Source organism: Paenibacillus typhae (assembly GCF_900099765.1).
In the GTDB taxonomy this organism is placed as follows: Bacteria; Bacillota; Bacilli; order Paenibacillales; family Paenibacillaceae; genus Paenibacillus_AQ; species Paenibacillus_AQ typhae.
Map to the genome: position 1 here is coordinate 12,481 of NZ_FNDX01000044.1, position 16,815 is coordinate 29,295.

At 51.5% G+C, this 16,815-nt stretch carries 16 protein-coding genes and 1 tRNA gene; 2 read left to right on the top strand and 15 right to left on the bottom strand.

The annotated features are described in order from the left end of the window. Positions 1-25: 25 nt before the first annotated feature. From BLR64_RS24295 to BLR64_RS24305, 3 genes are all read right to left on the bottom strand, one after another. A complete protein-coding gene (locus BLR64_RS24295; RefSeq protein WP_068721700.1) occupies positions 26-1,207 on the bottom strand; it encodes a phosphoglycerate kinase in 1,182 nt (393 codons plus the stop codon). Positions 1,208-1,298: 91 nt separating this feature from the next. Continuing rightward, on the bottom strand, positions 1,299-2,309 hold the full coding sequence (gene gap, locus BLR64_RS24300; protein ID WP_068721698.1) for a type I glyceraldehyde-3-phosphate dehydrogenase: 1,011 nt from the start codon (positions 2,307-2,309) through the stop codon (positions 1,299-1,301). A 116-nt stretch (positions 2,310-2,425) separates the two neighbouring features. Next, the gene (locus BLR64_RS24305) at positions 2,426-3,478 is read right to left on the bottom strand and encodes a sugar-binding transcriptional regulator (protein WP_090718600.1); all 1,053 of its coding nucleotides are present in this window, start codon (positions 3,476-3,478) and stop codon (positions 2,426-2,428) included. 332 nt (positions 3,479-3,810) lie between these two features. On the opposite strand from BLR64_RS24305, the gene BLR64_RS24310 reads away from it, so the two are divergent. Both BLR64_RS24310 and clpP read left to right on the top strand, forming a co-directional pair. Beyond that, positions 3,811-3,885 (top strand) — tRNA-Arg (locus BLR64_RS24310). 194 nt (positions 3,886-4,079) lie between these two features. Further along, a complete protein-coding gene (gene clpP, locus BLR64_RS24315; RefSeq protein WP_068721693.1) occupies positions 4,080-4,676 on the top strand; it encodes an ATP-dependent Clp endopeptidase proteolytic subunit ClpP in 597 nt (198 codons plus the stop codon). A gap of 112 nt (positions 4,677-4,788) precedes the next feature. Here clpP and BLR64_RS24320 read toward each other — a convergent pair whose 3' ends face one another. From BLR64_RS24320 to BLR64_RS24375, 12 genes are all read right to left on the bottom strand, one after another. Continuing rightward, positions 4,789-5,427 carry a GDSL-type esterase/lipase family protein gene (locus BLR64_RS24320; RefSeq protein WP_090718602.1) on the bottom strand — a complete coding sequence of 213 codons (639 nt, stop codon included), beginning with the start codon at positions 5,425-5,427 and terminating at the stop codon, positions 4,789-4,791. 182 nt (positions 5,428-5,609) lie between these two features. Further along, positions 5,610-6,710, bottom strand: a complete 1,101-nt coding sequence (locus BLR64_RS24325; protein WP_090718604.1) for a PdaC/SigV domain-containing protein — start codon at positions 6,708-6,710, stop codon at positions 5,610-5,612. Positions 6,711-6,990: 280 nt separating this feature from the next. Further along, positions 6,991-7,749 carry an SIMPL domain-containing protein gene (locus BLR64_RS24330; RefSeq protein ID WP_090718606.1) on the bottom strand — a complete coding sequence of 253 codons (759 nt, stop codon included), beginning with the start codon at positions 7,747-7,749 and terminating at the stop codon, positions 6,991-6,993. A gap of 163 nt (positions 7,750-7,912) precedes the next feature. Beyond that, positions 7,913-8,182, bottom strand: coding sequence for an HPr family phosphocarrier protein (locus BLR64_RS24335; RefSeq protein WP_019914358.1), 270 nt, complete (start codon positions 8,180-8,182; stop codon positions 7,913-7,915). 97 nt (positions 8,183-8,279) lie between these two features. Further along, on the bottom strand, positions 8,280-9,209 hold the full coding sequence (whiA, locus tag BLR64_RS24340; RefSeq protein WP_068721687.1) for a DNA-binding protein WhiA: 930 nt from the start codon (positions 9,207-9,209) through the stop codon (positions 8,280-8,282). Positions 9,210-9,243: 34 nt separating this feature from the next. Further along, on the bottom strand, positions 9,244-10,179 hold the full coding sequence (locus tag BLR64_RS24345) for a gluconeogenesis factor YvcK family protein (RefSeq protein WP_167360777.1): 936 nt from the start codon (positions 10,177-10,179) through the stop codon (positions 9,244-9,246). Positions 10,180-10,235: 56 nt separating this feature from the next. Further along, entirely contained in the window at positions 10,236-11,135 is a 900-nt protein-coding gene (gene rapZ, locus BLR64_RS24350) for an RNase adapter RapZ (RefSeq protein ID WP_068721683.1), read from the bottom strand. Positions 11,136-11,181: 46 nt separating this feature from the next. Beyond that, entirely contained in the window at positions 11,182-12,132 is a 951-nt protein-coding gene (locus BLR64_RS24355; protein WP_090718609.1) for an ROK family glucokinase, read from the bottom strand. Positions 12,133-12,439: 307 nt separating this feature from the next. Beyond that, complete coding sequence (locus tag BLR64_RS24360; RefSeq protein WP_090718611.1) at positions 12,440-13,705, bottom strand: DUF438 domain-containing protein; 1,266 nt, start codon at positions 13,703-13,705, stop codon at positions 12,440-12,442. Positions 13,706-13,735: 30 nt separating this feature from the next. Next, positions 13,736-13,963 (bottom strand): DUF1858 domain-containing protein, encoded by a 228-nt coding sequence (locus tag BLR64_RS24365; RefSeq protein ID WP_090718648.1) that lies wholly within the window; start codon positions 13,961-13,963, stop codon positions 13,736-13,738. Positions 13,964-14,217: 254 nt separating this feature from the next. Next, positions 14,218-15,174: a thioredoxin-disulfide reductase gene (gene trxB / locus BLR64_RS24370; protein WP_090718613.1), complete on the bottom strand. Its 957-nt coding sequence runs from the start codon at positions 15,172-15,174 to the stop codon at positions 14,218-14,220. Positions 15,175-15,325: 151 nt separating this feature from the next. Continuing rightward, positions 15,326-16,735, bottom strand: a complete 1,410-nt coding sequence (locus BLR64_RS24375) for a tetratricopeptide repeat protein (RefSeq protein WP_244157842.1) — start codon at positions 16,733-16,735, stop codon at positions 15,326-15,328. Between the last annotated feature and the right edge of the window lie 80 nt (positions 16,736-16,815).

A 16,815-nucleotide genomic window follows, 5' to 3' on the forward strand; every position in this document is an offset into this window, starting at 1 on the left:
CTTGTATTGCCTCCTTCTTTGCCTCTTACTTGTCGTTCAGTGCTTCTACGCCAGGAAGTGCCTTACCTTCCATGAACTCCAGGGATGCGCCGCCGCCAGTAGAGATGTGATCCATTTGGTCAGCCAGCTGGAATTTTTCTGCTGCAGCTGCGGAATCGCCGCCGCCGATGACAGTGTAACCTTCAGTTGTTGCGCAAGCCTGCGCTACTGCCTTGGTTCCTTCAGCAAAGATATCGATTTCGAATACGCCCATAGGTCCGTTCCATACAACCAGCTTGGAATCTTTAATGATATTGGCGTAGATTTCACGGGTTTTAGGACCGATGTCCAGACCTTCCCAGTCAGCAGGAATTTCAGTAACATCTACAATTTTGGTGTTGGCATCCGCACCGAACTTGTCAGCGACAACAACGTCAACCGGAAGTACGAAGTTTTTGCCCAGTTTTTTAGCCTTCTCGATGAATCCGAGCGCAGCGTCGATTTTATCGTTGTCTACCAGCGATTTGCCGATTTCATAGCCTTGAGCTTTGGTGAATGTATAAGAAAGGCCGCCGCCGATCAGAACATTGTCAGCCAGGTTCAAGAGGTTGTCGATAACGTCGATTTTGTCCTTAACCTTGGAACCGCCGATGATGGCAGTGAAAGGACGCTCAGGGTTCGAAAGAGCTTTGCCCAGTACGGACAATTCCTTCTCCATCAGAAGACCGGATACAGCCGGCAGGAAGTGAGCGATACCTTCAGTAGAAGCATGAGCACGGTGAGCCGCGCCGAACGCGTCATTTACGAACAGGTCAGCCAGTTCAGCGAACTGCTTAGCCAGTTCAGGATCGTTCTTTTCTTCGCCCGGATAGAAACGGACATTCTCAAGCACAAGCACGTCGCCGTCGTTCAGCTCAGCGATTTGCGCTTTAACAGCCTCGCCGACAGCTTCATCAGCTTTGGCTACCGGTTTGCCGAGCAGCTCGGACAGACGCTCTGCAGCAACGGTAAGACGCATGGAATCAACGAATTGGCCCTTTGGACGGCCCATGTGGCTCGCCAAAATGACCTTAGCACCGTTTTCGATCAGGTACTTAATCGTTGGAAGGGTTTCGCGGATACGGGTATCATCTGTGATCTTGCCGTCTTCCACCGGAACGTTAAAATCGACGCGCACGAATACGCGTTTGCCTGCTACTTCTACATCACGGACGCTTTTTTTGTTCATGATTAGTCTTCCTCCACACCCAAATTTAGAAAGAGCGGAAACAAGGAACTTCTGTTTCCGCTCTATAGATGCTGCTTATGTTAAGCCGGTCTTACTTAGCCAGTTTTGCGAAGTGTTCCAAAGTGCGAACCAGCTGTGCAGTGTAGGACATTTCGTTGTCGTACCAAGCAACAGTTTTAACCAGTTGTTTGTCGCCAACAGTCAGGACTTTGGTTTGTGTTGCATCGTACAGGGAACCGAAAGTCATGCCCTTGATGTCGGAAGATACGATTTCATCTTCAGTGTAGCCGTAAGTTTCTGGATCGGAAGCTTCCTTCATTGCTGCGTTGATTTCTTCAACAGTTACGTTCTTCTCAAGAACAGTAACCAGCTCAGTCAGGGAACCTGTAGCAACAGGCACGCGTTGTGCTGCTCCGTCAAGTTTGCCTTTCAGTTCTGGAATAACCAGACCGATTGCTTTTGCAGCACCGGTAGTGTTAGGGATGATGTTCTCAGCAGCTGCACGAGCGCGTCTGAAGTCACCTTTAGCGTGTGGAGCATCAAGAGTGTTCTGGTCGCCAGTGTAAGCGTGGATTGTAGTCATCAGGCCTTCAACCACACCGAACTTGTCGTTCAGGACTTTTGCCATTGGAGCCAGGCAGTTGGTTGTGCAAGATGCGCCGGAGATAACTGTTTCGGAACCATCAAGGATGTCATGGTTAACGTTGTAAACAACAGTTTTCATGTCGCCTGTAGCTGGAGCAGAGATAACTACTTTTTTAGCTCCGCCTTTAAGGTGCTTTTCAGCAGCTTCTTTAGTTGTGAAGAAGCCTGTGCACTCCAGAACGATGTCTACGCCGAGGTCGCCCCAAGGCAGTTCTTCCGGGTTACGGTTCGCAAGAACCTTAACTTCTTTACCGTTTACTTTGAAGAATCCGTCATGAACTTCAACGTCTCCCTGGAATTTACCTTGAGTTGTATCATATTTAAGCAAATGAGCAAGCATCTTAGCGTCAGTCAAGTCGTTGATTGCTACCACTTCGATACCTTCTACATTTTGAATACGGCGGAATGCAAGGCGTCCAATACGTCCAAAACCGTTAATACCAACTTTTACACTCATTGAATAGTTCCTCCTAGATTTCGTTTTATTTATTCAAGACAAGCCGTGAAGCTCGTCAAGACAACAATGTTAAGTATAATGCAAAATAACTGCGAAAGCTCCCCATATCCTGGAATCTATAGCACATGCTGCAACTCTGTGTCGATTTCTTTGCCGATTTCGACGGCAGCCGCCTCATCAATAACCAGAATATCCTCTTGCCCGAAGCGCAGCATTGCGTGGATTGCTTTGGCTTTGCGTTTGCCCCCTGCGATACCGATAACGACCTCTGTACGGAGTATATCCTCTAAACGGAGTCCGATCGTACGCATGGTATGAACAACCTCGCCGGCTTCATTGAAATAGTAGCCGAACGATTCGGCAACCGCACCTTCAGCCTGAATCTCCGAGACCGTAGTCTCATCCAGCCTGCGGCGGCGGGTCATTTCCAGTGCATCACCGATCCCATGAACAATGATACGCGATCTGCGGATAATTTGTACAATCTCCCCGATGTTCGAGTCATGCCCCAGCGACTGGTAGGCTTCCTCGCTGAGCAGATCCGGCACATGCAGCAGACGGTAATTCGCTCCGATCCGCTTGGCCATGGTAGAAGCAATCGTATTGGCCTGAATCTCCATGCTCTCTCCAAGCCCTCCGCGTGCAGGGACAACCCATGCATTCTTATAGGAGGCGGATAAGGGCAGGGTCAGCTGATCGGCCATCTCAGCCAGTGTAGAGCCGCCTGTTACAGCAATGGTATCGTCACCGCGCAGCACACCGAGAAAGGCCTTGGCGCCTGCACGTCCCAGCTCACGCTTGGTGAACGGAGATGATTCACAATCCCCAGGCACGATAATAACTTTGCTAAGATCATACGTTGAGCGGATCTTCTCTTCCAGATCATCCAAGCCGAACAGGCTCTTGGCGATCGGCTCCAGCAGGTCAAGCGTTCTGCGACCGGCATCGCTAATGCGCATGCCGACATTCTCGATCTCAATGAGCCCTTGCGATTTCAGAAGATCCGTCTCGGCACGCAGCACCCGCTCGGTCATATCCAGCGACGCGGCCAGTGTTCTGCGCCCAATAATATCGGACAGCATGATCTGATGTAGAATCGTGTAACGCCTCTTAAGGGTTTCCATGAGATCCGGCAGAAGCTGCTTTTGGATTTCCAATAAATTGCGCATGCTTTCACTCCTGCAACTTCGTCTTTCTCTATTCCCTTGTTCGTGGTCTCAAAATGTCCCGGGTTAACTTTTTAAGTCCCACTCATATTCTAACCAAATATTACGCGGAGTGCAAGTCATCCGAGAGTATAATTCTCAACCGCTTTTCATCTTATACATCTATCACAGGGTGTAAGAGTCTTGAATCCCCCTGGGCACAGCCGAAACAGCCAGTGTTCCCTCTGGTGAACGAGCAGAAAACGGGAATTTTTAAAAGTACACAAAGTTATTTTAAAGGACCCTTTTAATGTTTATTGCAATTTCTGATTTCATGTATTATAATAAATTCTGTTGCGCCCGTGGTCCAATGGATATGACGTAGGCCTCCGAAGCCTGAGATCCAAGTTCGATTCTTGGCGGGCGCGCCATTATTTTCATGTTTGTACATAATTTAGCAGTAGTCCTACTGTTAATTAACCAAAGAGCCGCTTGTCGGCTCTTTTTTTTAAAACTAAGTTTGACTTTCTTTGACTTTTTGTTTGATTTTGTTTATCATGTGGTTAATACGGTAACAGTAAAAAATGAACACATTCCGAAGAACCCATTCAAGGAGGTTTTACACGTGAGTTATATTCCAATGGTAGTAGAACAGAGCAACCGCGGCGAACGCGCTTATGACATCTATTCCCGCCTGCTGAAGGACCGCATTATTTTCCTTGGAACGGATGTTAATGACGTGGTAGCCAATTCCATCATCGCACAAATGCTGTTCCTGGCTGCCGAAGACCCGGATAAGGACATTCACCTGTATATCAACAGCCCGGGCGGTTCGATCACAGCCGGCATGGCTATCTTTGATACAATGCAATACATCAAACCGGATGTATCCACAATCTGCGTAGGTATGGCTGCTTCCATGGGAGCCTTCCTGCTGAACGCCGGTGCCAAGGGCAAGCGCTTTGCGCTGCCGAACAGCGAAATCATGATTCACCAGCCGCTGGGCGGGGCTCAGGGCCAGGCAACGGATATCGAAATCCGCGCCCGCCGCATCCTGAAGCTGCGCGACAAGCTGAACCGCATCCTCTCCGAGCGTACCGGCCAGCCGCTGGAACGTATTGAGAAGGATACAGACCGCGATTACTTCATGAGTGCTGCTGATGCAGCCGAGTACGGTATCGTCGATAAAGTTATCGAGAAGACACTGCCAGCCGGCGTGTAAGCTGAATAACAGCATAAAAGGCTGCCGAGACCCTTAAGGGTCCCGGCAGCCTTTTTTTACATACTTCTATATATTTACATACTTATATATTCAGTTCCAAACCCGTATAAACTTAACCCAGCCGCCCATACCCCAAGCCGTCCAGCTTATTCGCAATGACCCGGTAGCCCCTGCTGTTAGGATGGATATGGTCAAGAAACAATAAGCCGCGCTCATTGCCGGCGAACTCATTGTAAATAGAGGCAAATCCGCAGACCCGGCTGCTGTAGCCGGCAGTATACCGGTTGAACTGCCGGACCCATTCCGTAGCTTCATCTATCTGCGGATAGGGATTGTACAATCCGACAATCCGGATGATGTACGGCTTATTCATGCCGGCCTTGAGCTGTGACAGCGTACCCATGATATCACTGATATTCCGTTTGCAGCCGCGCAGAGCCTGCTGCAGCAGCGGTGACAGATCACCGGGATGGCTGCCGGCAGCCTTGGCAGCTTTGATCAGGTCATTGCCGCCAATGGAGATTGTGATCATGTCAGCCTCCTGTACGGCCAGACGGAAGTTATAATTGCCCTTCAGCCGCTGCTCCAGACCGTCTGTAGTCAGTCCGTTTACACCAAGGTTCGTCAGCCGGACTGGCGTTCTCAGGCGGGCCTCCGCCATTCTCCGGTAGACCGGCACGAACCCGTTTCCGGGCAGTGCTCCGAAGCCTGTGGTCAGGGAGTCCCCGATCGCCGTATACTGATAGCTCATCCTTTTCTTCCCCCTTCCTGTTAAGCGGTACTTTCTACAGCATATGAACAGGAGAGGCGCCCCGTAACGGCATGACATCCTTATATGTATGTGCGGAGGATTCAGGCGGCAAAAAGCCCTCCAGCGCCCTAAAGGGGCAGCAGAAGGGCTCTTTACAATGCACGGAGGTGCAGACTGGGCCTTTATTTAAAAGCTGCGAATGGACTGCTTCCATCGGGCAGCAATTCCTTAAAGGTAAAGTCAAACTGCGGGAACCCCGAAGCATATGCGGTGTATTCGTACAGCTGGAAGAACACGACAAGCTTGCCTTCTTTTAAATAAAAATATTTCTCTGTGTTTAGTCCGGTAAATCCGCCGAGGTAACCGCCCTCAGCCTTAATCCGCTTAGAAAGCTTGGTGTTGAGCTCTTTTTTATAATTCGGATTGGCCTTCAGCAGATCACCGATCAGCAGGCGTTTACCGTCCTTCAGCGAGAATGTGAAGGCATTGCGGAGGGTCATTCCGTGCGCACCACCGGTATAGCCGTACTGTTCAGTTACCAGGCTGAGCACCCCGTCCTTATTGTACGTAACTACATATCCGCCCTGGAACTCATATGGCCGGTCATCCTGTGCCCTGTTGGCAATTTGTTTCTCGGCATCTGCCGCATAATTAAGGACAAGCTGCTTGATCGTATCATTGATCGACTTCTGTGCTGCAGCATTAGCCAGCCCGCTCACCTGCGGGTAATCCAGCTTGATCGGAGCAACCTCAGACTCCTTTACAAAGCTTTCGGTAGTGATCGTAATAGGATTTTGCTTCTGCTTCATGACGTTCAGACGGCCGGTAGCCGCGCTCCAGTCCCCCTGATAGCCCAGATAATCCGTCATCAGGTCATACGGTATATACAGCCGGTTATTTATATTTTTCGCTTCATAGTCGCCCAGAAAATAATTATTTACAGAAATAGCTATGCTGTAATCCGAAACCATCAGCTTGGTCAGCGTGTTGCCTTTGCCGATGGAATAGGTCTTATCGGTTTTATCATAGGTCACGGGCATACCCAGTGTATCCCGCAGGAAGCTGACAGGTACCCAGACCTTGCCCCCGCTGAGAATGCCGGTCTGCTGCGTAATGCTGCCGTTCCATTTCAGTACTACTGTTGACTGGGCCGCCTTAGCCTGTGCTGCAGCCGGTGCTGCTTGGGCGGCTCCCGCTGACAGCACTCCACCTCCGAGCAGCAGGCTTGCCGCCATGATTCCCGTTCCCCATTTGCGCGCTTGTTCCTTAAGTATAATATTCATTCCGATTTCTCCTTCCGCAGGTACGATGATTGACTTGATGTTCCCCCTAAGACCCGGAAAGCCTGGCCCCCTGGTCCACTCCTCTTATTATAGAGAGTAGGGCTGCCGTGATTGTTACAAATTCCCTTACAGTTTCTTAAGCATTTACAGCATATTTAAAGGGTCTTGTTACTTTTCCTTAAACAAAATGAGAGAATTTCTACCCCAAAGTGTCTAATTAGCTAAAAAAAGACCCCGCTGTGCCGTTGAAGGCTGAAGCAGGGTCCCGTTATTCCGTTTCCTATTTCAATTCATATACTACGCTGAGCTGGGTAGTAACCTTTACCTGGCCCGGTTCAACCGAAGTGCCTCCGGCAGTATCTGCAGCAGCCTTGCTCATTGCCGCATTTTCCATGTAGTACACAGGGTTATTGCCTACATCGTTCTGGGTTACGGTAACAACCTGGCCCAGACTGCGTTTAGCCGCTTTGGCGATAGCTGCAGCTTTTACATCCGCATTCGCCATAGCCTTTTCGATAACCTGTGCTTCAAAAGCGGAAGGATCTTCAATTGCAAATTGTGCGCTGCCAATGTTGTTCGCGCCTGCAGCCGAAGCAGCATCGAGCAGTGCTCCTACCTTGGTCAGGTCACGGTAAGCCACCTGCAGTGTGTGCTGTGCGATGTAACCTTTTACCTGCTGTCCGTCCTTTTCGCTGTAGGTGTAGTTAGGCTGAACGCTGAACTGGGTGCTCTGGATGTCCTTGTCGGCGATTCCCCAAGTGGTCTTGAGCTGTTCTGTCACTTTGGCAATTTTGGCTGCATTGGCCTTCTGCGCTTCCTGCGCCGTTGCCGCAGATGAATTCGCTCCAATCGACAGATAGACGATATCCGGCTTGATCGACAACTCGCCCTTACCTGTTACGCTGACAATATTGCGGGTAATTTCCTCTGCGGCGTAAGCCTTTTCAGGTCCTTTGAACACACTGCTCAGCCCCATTCCTCCAACAATTAAGCTTCCTGCCAGCAGTACCGCTCCAAGTGATTTGCCCCATTTCTTCATGCTTAACATCCCCTTTCAGATCCTTTATTTGTTTGGTATCCTCTAGACGGGCCTCTTTGGTAAAAGTTGCATTCAGGTGCGCATTTCAAAAACATTTTTTCGTTAAAGTAAAAAAAGCCCCGTTAGGGGCTTTTTGTAACTACATCGTAAGCAAGGCGGAAACCTATTGGTTCTCCAGCTCTTCCTTGCTGACAAGACTTGTCAAAGCGGTTACAGCCTGATCCGCATCGGCGCCATCCGCGCTGATATAAATCTCCGTGCCGGAACTGATCGCCAGGCTCATAATGCCCATGATGCTTTTGGCGTTAACTTTTTTATCGTCTTTTTCCACGAAAATCTCCGACGAAAACTTGTTGGCTTCTTGCACGAACAATGCTGCCGGCCGAGCGTGGAGCCCCGTCTTCAACCGTACAACTACCGGGTGCTTTGTCATGAAACGCTTACCCCCTATTTGAGATCTGCCCAAAAATTTCACATTAATTTTATAATATTATATCATTATAACCGCATCCACACTAGAAAAAAAATAATTAGCCGCCGCGGACTTTCTCTGCCAGCTCGTCAATTTTGCGTAAACGGTGGTTTACTCCCGATTTACTGACATTCCCCTTCAGCATCTCACCGACTTCCTTCAGGTTGATGTCCGGGTGTGCCAGCCTGATTTCTGCGACCTCGCGCAGCTTATCCGGAAGGCTCTCCAGCCCCACCTCACGCTGCAGCAGCTTGATGTTCTCAATCTGCCGAACAGCCGCACTGATCGTTTTGTTCAGGTTGGCCGTTTCGCAGTTGACGATGCGGTTTACGGAGTTGCGCATGTCGCGCATAATCCGCACATCCTCAAATTTGAACAGCGCCTGGTGCGCACCGATCAGGTTCAGGAACTCGATGATCTTCTCGCCTTCCTTAATGTATAGGATAAAGCCTTTTTTGCGCTCTATGCAGCGGGCGTTCAGGTGAAATTCACCAGCCAGATCCACCAGCGCTTTGCAGTGCTCTTCATACATGGAAGCGATTTCCAAATGATAGGACGAGCCCTCGGGATTGTTTACCGACCCGCCGGCCATGAAGGCTCCGCGGAGATACGCCCGTTTACAGCAGTTTTTTCTGACGATTTCCTCGTCAATTCCGTCATTGAAGATGAAGCCCTCGGATACAATCCGCAGGTCCTTCAGGATCTCCTGCACCCGGCTAGGGATTCGGACAATATAGACGTTATTTTTCTTCAAACGCATTTTTTTACGCACGAGCAGCTCGATATGGACCTGGTAATATTTCTTAAGCAAAGAATATACCCGCCTTGCAATCGCGGCGTTCTCCGTCGAGATGTCCAGAACCACCTTTTTGCTTGAAAGCTGCACGGACCCGTTCATCCGGATCAGCGCCGACATCTCCGCCTTCTCGCAGCAGGGCGGGCTCTCCACCATCGTCAGCTCTTTTTTGGTAAGTGCCGCAAAAGACAAGGGGCTCACCTCTTTCATGTTCATTGAAGCTTGTTTATCTGGAAATCCAATCCTTGACCAGCTGGTAAATATGGTGGCTGAGCTTATCCGTATCATGCCTCAAATAGGTCTTGAACAATACCAGCTTATCAGCAATTACCTTATACCCGTTGCCATCAAGCACATCCCGGTCAAGCAGCACGGGGCGTGCGCCCTTCTCGGCATATTTAACCTGTACCTGCTCCGGGATCTCCCCGTCGTTGACTATCACATAATCGAACAAATGCAGCCCGATGTGATCATATACGGCCTGGAGATGATCGCTGACGGTATAGTTGTCCGTTTCGCCCGGCTGGGTCATTACATTGCAGACGAAGATTTTGATCGCATCGGATTCTACAACAGCCTCTGCCAGCTTGGGCACCAGCAGGTTGGGCAGGATGCTGGTGTACAGGCTGCCCGGACCGCATAGAATGGCGTCGGCACCACGGATCGCCTCCAGCGCCTCCGGCAGCGGTTCCACATCTGCGGGCTCCAAAAACACCTGTTTGATCCGGCCGCCGGCCTCGGGTATTTTGGACTCACCTGTAACAATTGTACCATCGGCCATCTCGGCATGCAGCACCACCGCTTCACCGGCGGCGGGCAATACACGCCCGCGGACAGCGAACAGCCGGCTCAGCTCCCGCACCGCGGTCACAAAATCACCCGAGATATCGGTAAGCGCCGCGAGAATAAGATTGCCGAGACTATGCCCGGCAAGTCCTTCCCCACTGCTGAAGCGGTATCTCATAATCTGCGCCATAAGCGGCTCTACATCCGCCATGGCTGTCAGCACATTGCGGATATCGCCGGGAGGCGGCATCTGCAGCTCACTGCGCAGAATACCGGAGCTGCCTCCGTCATCTGCCACAGTTACAATTGCTGTAATATCAAGCGGCTTCTCTTTCAAACCGCGAAGCATAACAGAAAGTCCTGTGCCGCCGCCCATTACGACGATCTTCGGACGTTTCTCTTGTTCTTCGGACACTTAGACCCCTTCTCTCGTTAATGCCGGTCACGCTCGGAATCCCGATGGCTGACCGCTACCGTCTCCGTCTCGCTGACTCCCAGCATCTTACCCAGATACTCGGATATGGCGACTGAACGGTGTTTCCCGCCGGTACAGCCGATGCCGATAATAATCTGGGACTTGCCCTCTTTGCGGTATTGAGGAATCAGGAAATGAAGCATATCCAGCAGCTTGGTCAGAAAAGCCTGCGTTTCGGGCCATTTCATTACATAGTCGTATACATCGCTGTCCTGGCCGGTCTTGGGCCGCAGTTGATCCACATAGTGCGGATTCGGCAAAAAGCGGACGTCAAACACGAGGTCTGCATCAATCGGAATACCATACTTAAAACCAAACGAAGTAATATTAACGGAGAGTGTGCTTTTGCCAAGGTGAGAAAATCTGGAGACAATCTTCTCCTTCAGCTGGGCCGGCTTCATGCTGCTTGTGTCCAGACACAGGGTAGCCGAATTCTTCAGCTCATCCAGCATCTGGCGCTCCAGCCGGATACCGTCAAGCGGCATCCCCTTGGGGGCCAGCGGATGATGCCGCCGGCTCTCCTTATAACGCTGCACAAGCACGGAGTCCGTAGCATCGAGGAAGAGAATTTCGCAGCCGATCGTTGACTCATTTTTGATGTAGGTCAGCGATTCAGAAAGCGCCGTAAAAAATTCCCGTCCCCGCAAATCAATAACGAGTGCCACTTTGGCGATCTTGCCTTTGGACTGCTCAATCAGTTCAGCAAATTTCGGTATCAGCACCGGCGGCAGATTATCCACACAGAAAAAACCAAGGTCTTCCAAACTCTGAACAGCAATTGTTTTGCCTGCGCCCGACATGCCTGTAATAATGATCAGGGTGGCGCCGGCCGTTTCGGAGTGCTCCAATTCGGTCATGAGAGCGTTCCCTCCCTAAGATTAGTATATGAATAAGTCCCGCTTATTAAGAACGCAGCAGGAGACCCGCCGCACCAATAATACCGGCATCATTTCCAAGCTCCGCAGGCACGATGGTAACGCCCTTCTGCAGCGGCTCTGGAGCCAGCTTGGCGAACACACGGCGCACCTCATCAAACAGAATGTCGCCTGCCTTGGATACTCCGCCGCCGACGATAAAGACTTCCGGATTCAGCACGGCAGCAACTGCCGCCATGGACTTGCCCAGGTAAAATGCGGCACGGTTAACAATGCGCAGTGCGACCTCGTCGCCCGCTTTTGCAGCATCGAATACTTCCTTCGCTGCAATCTTCTCCACCGAAGAGAGCGAAGTACGGTCTCCGCGTGCTACAGCGTCGTTAGCCATACGGATAATGCCGGTGGCCGAGGATACGGTCTCCAGGCAGCCCATATTGCCGCAGCCGCATTGAATGGCTTCCAGATCAGGCACAACCGAGATATGGCCCAGCTCTCCGGCCAGACCGCCGAAGCCCTGGTATACCTTGCCGTTAATGATAATACCGCCGCCCACACCGGTTCCCAGTGTATAGCAGACGCAGTTCTCAATGCCGCGGCCTGCGCCGCTCCAGGCTTCACCCAGCGCAGCCACATTCGCATCATTGTCTATTTTGACTGGCTTGTTAAGGCGTCCTTCCAGGATGGAACGGATCGGCACATCTCTAAATCCTATGTTAGGCGCAAGAATGATGATTCCTTCACGAATATTCGTAAATCCGGCCAGGCCTGCTCCCACACCGGCGAGCTGTTCCCAGGAGTACGGGGATTCTTCCACAATCAGGCGTACATACTTCTCGATGTTATCGATAACGGCATCGACGCCATCCGCAGTCCCCGTAGGTCCCTCGTAAGTGTGCAGCAGGGTTCCCTCGGCATTGCAGATTCCAACCTTAATCGTGGTTCCACCTAAATCCACGCCAACGTAGATATTCTCAGACATGTAACAAGCCACCTTTTTCTATGCTAAAATAGTTAATCCTACGTACCCACTATAATAGAAGCCTCCCCTGCGGTCAAGGAAAGGCGGCACACCCGGCTGTATACCCTACTCTAAAAACCAGGCTGGACAAAAAGAGACTGGCAGAGCAGGCGTCGGGGCTTCCTTAATCGGCCATATTAACGTTGTATGCGTTATCACTATAATCTATGACTTGTACACTATTACAGGTATCCTCATAGCAGGTTACACTCTCTGCCAGCAGAAAAAGGCACAGGCCCTGAGGCCCGCACCTTATGAAGAATTAACTCTATTCCGATAAAATCCGTTTCTGTCCTTCCAGCGCGCGGATCGGGGCGATATTCTGGGTGAACTCCAGCGTTCCCATGTAACGGCCGGCTTCATCCCGGACTGCAAAGTAACGGATATAGATGAACTTATCCTTTATACTAATCCAGAAATCCTCGGCATCCTTGCGTCCTGCCTTGAAGTCTTCCAGCAGCTTCTCCACGACATGCACACTTTGCGGCGGATGGCAGTTCTGGACGGTACGGCCAATGACCGCTTTGGTCCGGGCAAATATCCGCTCCTTACCGTGGGAGAAATAACGGACCACATCATTTTCATCGATAAAGGTCAGGTCAACCGGCAGATGGTTCATGATAGTCTCCAACTGGTGCAGCGACAGCAGGCCGGTTTCAAACCGGATAAAGCCCTGCGGGCTTTCGCCTGCCTGCTGCTCCTCAGCAGAGACCGCGGCACCTTCCGGTTCAGGTGAGCGTTCCGGTATCCACTCCTGCTCCGGCGCTGTCAGACAGAAGCCGATCTCGTCGCTTTCGCGGGCAATTTTGACCCATTCATCCTCAGTCAGCTTGTCGAGCGCCATCGGCAGCAGAATATTTTCTTCCTTAAAGATCATTTCGTTAACTTCCTGTATAATCTGAGCCAGCTGTTCACCGATCTCTTCCTTGTTGCCCTTGTACTGGCTAAGTGCTGCCTTAGCCCCTTTAATCATCGCACGGATGCCGTCATCCACACCCCACATAACTTTAGTCGGCCCGTAGATACCGTACTTTTCCAGGTAAGGGAACAGCAGATTCTCCTTGCGGCTGTAGTGCTTATCAAGATCAAGCAGCAGACTCAAATCCTCCAGCAGCTTGAAAATCATTTCGTCGCTCTCATTCTTCAGGAACTTGCCGGCATGCAGCTCCAGACGGAAGTTAACCAGCCGCTCAATTTCCCGGTTCTCCTGCTTGAAGGTGTGCACCGGATGACCAGGCTGCTCCTCCGGCTTCGAGGAACGGTGAATTTGCTCGATCGAGCCTTTAAAGATTGCGGTATGGACCGAACACAGCCGCTGGACTTCTTCTACCGGAATACCTTCCTCCGTCATCAGCGAATGCTCCATTGCAGAAATTTCCGCTACCGTCACATCGCCAACCGCTTCAGCAAAGCGCGCTTTGACCTCATCTACACTTTTGCCGGCATGCAGCTCTTTAATAATTTCCTTGAGCATCGCCTGGCGGCGGGTCTGCTCGGGTACATCCACTTCACGGTTATTAATTAATTCACTCATGATACTCTCTCCTTTATATGCGGAATACTTCTATTCAACAATCTCGAAACCATGACGGACAAAGGTCTGCCTAACGGTTTCAGGATCCATTTTCTTCAGTTTGATTCCCTTCGACAGGGTCATGAACCGGCCTGCGGTCTGCAGCATCCCCGGTTTGGCAATATCCTGAAACCCCAGCTCCACCATAATGCCGCTTACTTCGGGATGCCGGCTCACCAACTCGAATATGGACTCATCCATCTTCAGCACTTTGTTCATGGACACCATTCCTTTAACCCACATATTGAGAACTCTTCTCAACATCAGCTTAGCATAGGCCCTAATCACAGATTGTGATTGCAATCACTAAGTTGGAGCCGGTATGTACTTTATTTTTTAAATAAATCGAATGCCGCCTGCACCTTGCTGCTGCGCGGGTTACTGCCAAGGGTAATCAGCCGTTCCCCGCACAAAAAAACCGGCATCCCGCATAAGCGGAATTACCGGCTTGATCCTGTAGTATACTTCAAACTTTACTTATCAAGGCTTTCGCTCCAGTCATGCACCATTGTGCCCTCCAGATACTTCTCGGCATCCATCGCGGCCATACATCCGGTTCCGGCTGCAGAGATGGCCTGCCGGTAGCGGGTATCCTGCACGTCGCCGCAGGCGAATACGCCCGGAATGTTCGTCTCCGTCGTACCCGGGTTCACCACAATGTATCCATTGGCATCCGTTGTAATCTGCCCGCCCAGAAAGCCTGTATTCGGCGTGTGGCCGATAGCGACAAATACGCCGTCTGCTTCAATGAGCTCTTCCTGGCCTGTCTCATTATTGCGGACGGTTAATCCTTTGACTATGCCTGTATCTCCGACTGTTACGGCCAGCGGGGTACGGTTCAGCGCCCAAGTTACCTTGCTGTTATCACGCGCCCGGTCCTGCATGATCTTGGAAGCGCGCAGCTCCTCACGGCGGTGAACCAGCGTTACGTTAGAAGCGAAGCGGGTCAGGAAGCTGGCCTCCTCCATGGCGGAGTCTCCGCCTCCGACAACAATAATTTTTTTGCCGCGGAAAAAGAATCCGTCACAGGTGGCGCATGTGCTTACCCCGCGCCCTACATTCTCCTGCTCGCCCGGAATTCCCAGATACCGCGCCGAAGCGCCGGTTGAAATAATGACCGATTCCGCCTCAAGCACACCCAGCCCATCCACCTTCACTTTGAACGGACGCTGTGAGAAATCGACCGATTCCACCCAGCCGTTCTTGAACTGTGCACCGAAGCGCTCAGCCTGCTTGCGCATATTCTCCATCAGATCAGGGCCGAGAATTCCCTCAGGAAAGCCAGGAAAGTTCTCCACTTCTGTCGTCGTTGTCAGTTGTCCGCCCGGCTGCAAGCCTTCAATTACGAGCGGGCTGAGATTGGCGCGGGCTAGATAAATAGCGGCAGTCAGCCCTGCCGGGCCTGTTCCGATTACAATCGTTTTGTACATCACTATGGCCTCCTTACGAGTAGGTAATGATTTATAAGAAGAAACAGCGGCGGAGCTTCAGAAGAAGCCCTCTCACTGTTTCTGGTAAACAATATAAGGATGCAGAATCCCGCTTCATTTATACCTGCTTGCTTATATTACCTTGCCGGGGTTATACCTTCTCTGTTGAAGAAGGCAAATCCCCCTGCGCCAGTTCCTGCTCTTCTGCCGAAACGGGGTTTTCCTTCAGGCTGCTTCCGATCAGCCGCTGCAGGCTGATCAGCGCCGCTTCCTGCAGCTTCTCCTCCTGGAGCGGTTCCTGCTGCAGCAATTCTCCCAGCACCTCGGACATCTCTTCGTCCTCAATCCAGCGGAGCGCCTCGGTAACCTGCATTCTGGTCCCGGAATCGCCGTAGCGCAGCGCCCAGAAGAAGGAGGCCCGCAGCAGCGGATTGCTGCGAACTTCAGCTGTGAAGCTGCTCGCATTGTTCTTCCACTGCTTCAGCTGCTCCTGAAAGGGCAGCTGGTAATTATAGCTGACCGGCGACATTGCCCGGCCCTCTGCCAGCGCCTGCTGCAGCTGGGCCAGGAAGAAAGCCGGTACGGGCGATGCCGGATCAAGCTTGGAGGCCTGCCGCCAGCAGCGCAAGGCGTCGCTGTGCAATCCGCTGTTGCTCGCAGCAGCAGCGCAATAATGGAACAGGCTCGCGTCTGCGCCAACCTCTTCATCCTTCAGCAGGCGGCGGAAGTGACTGTAGGCCGTCTTGTGCCGGCCCAGAATGCCCATCGTGGTGGCCATTTTGAACACATGCTCCTTATGGAAGGGCACGGTGGTCTCAAGCCTTGCAAGCAGCGTATCCAGCTGGTCACGGTCCCCGGCATACTGCAGAAAGATAGCCATATTGCACAGGGCATGCAGATTTCCCGGGTCCTGCTCCAGCACCTCTCCGAGACATTCCTTCGCTCTTGCAAAACGGCCCATATAGAAGTAGGCTAATGCCAGATTGTTATGGGCTGCCAGAAAGTCAGGAGTCACTTTCACGATCTCCTCCAGCAGATCCACCGCCTGGGGAAACTTCCCTTCCTCAAGCAGGGCACGGGCACGGTCGTGCTCCACAACCCCTTCACGGCTGCGGATCTTGATCAGCGGAGCCGGACGGTCCAGCTCATACTGCAGCAGCTCCATCAGCTCCTCGGACTCCGCCAGATACTCACCGGCGCCATCCTGCTCCAGATACGTCATCAGCGAGCGCTCTGCCTCCTCGAAGCTCTCCATATTGGCATAATTGTTAGCCATATAGAAGTGGCATTCCGTCATCGCCGGGTCGATCTTTTCCAGCACATGGGTCAGAATCTCATTGGATGCTTTATAATTACCCATCTCCGATAAGATGCCTGCCATGTTACAGTGATTTACCGGATTCTCCGGCTCATATTCAACAGCTTTGCGGAAATTCTTTAATGCCTTATCATATTGAAAGCGGTCCAGCGACCGAACGGCTCTTTCAAAGAAAAAATTGGCATCCAGAGTCACCGGAATGACATTGCTTAACTCCGTCTCATCTGAAGTTCTCTCAATCATGGAAGCAAGGCACCTCCCTTTGTAAGCTTCCTTATCCTCGCGCAAAAACAGGAGAGTTGTGCCGTAAAGGGCACTCCGGG

Excerpts from the sequence above, each read along its gene's own strand:
- BLR64_RS24295 (WP_068721700.1), bottom strand. The coding sequence starts at position 1,207 with ATGAACAAAAAAAGCGTCCGTGATGTAGAAGTAGCAGGCAAACGCGTA.
- gap (WP_068721698.1), bottom strand. The coding sequence starts at position 2,309 with ATGAGTGTAAAAGTTGGTATTAACGGTTTTGGACGTATTGGACGCCTT.
- BLR64_RS24305 (WP_090718600.1), bottom strand. The coding sequence starts at position 3,478 with ATGCGCAATTTATTGGAAATCCAAAAGCAGCTTCTGCCGGATCTCATG.
- BLR64_RS24320 (WP_090718602.1), bottom strand. The coding sequence starts at position 5,427 with ATGAGCTATCAGTATACGGCGATCGGGGACTCCCTGACCACAGGCTTC.
- BLR64_RS24325 (WP_090718604.1), bottom strand. The coding sequence starts at position 6,710 with ATGAATATTATACTTAAGGAACAAGCGCGCAAATGGGGAACGGGAATC.
- BLR64_RS24330 (WP_090718606.1), bottom strand. The coding sequence starts at position 7,749 with ATGAAGAAATGGGGCAAATCACTTGGAGCGGTACTGCTGGCAGGAAGC.
- BLR64_RS24335 (WP_019914358.1), bottom strand. The coding sequence starts at position 8,182 with ATGACAAAGCACCCGGTAGTTGTACGGTTGAAGACGGGGCTCCACGCT.
- BLR64_RS24345 (WP_167360777.1), bottom strand. The coding sequence starts at position 10,179 with ATGGGCGGCGGCACAGGACTTTCTGTTATGCTTCGCGGTTTGAAAGAG.
- rapZ (WP_068721683.1), bottom strand. The coding sequence starts at position 11,135 with ATGACCGAATTGGAGCACTCCGAAACGGCCGGCGCCACCCTGATCATT.
- BLR64_RS24355 (WP_090718609.1), bottom strand. The coding sequence starts at position 12,132 with ATGTCTGAGAATATCTACGTTGGCGTGGATTTAGGTGGAACCACGATT.
- BLR64_RS24360 (WP_090718611.1), bottom strand. The coding sequence starts at position 13,705 with ATGAGTGAATTAATTAATAACCGTGAAGTGGATGTACCCGAGCAGACC.
- BLR64_RS24365 (WP_090718648.1), bottom strand. The coding sequence starts at position 13,963 with ATGAACAAAGTGCTGAAGATGGATGAGTCCATATTCGAGTTGGTGAGC.
- trxB (WP_090718613.1), bottom strand. The coding sequence starts at position 15,174 with ATGTACAAAACGATTGTAATCGGAACAGGCCCGGCAGGGCTGACTGCC.
- BLR64_RS24375 (WP_244157842.1), bottom strand. The coding sequence starts at position 16,735 with ATGATTGAGAGAACTTCAGATGAGACGGAGTTAAGCAATGTCATTCCG.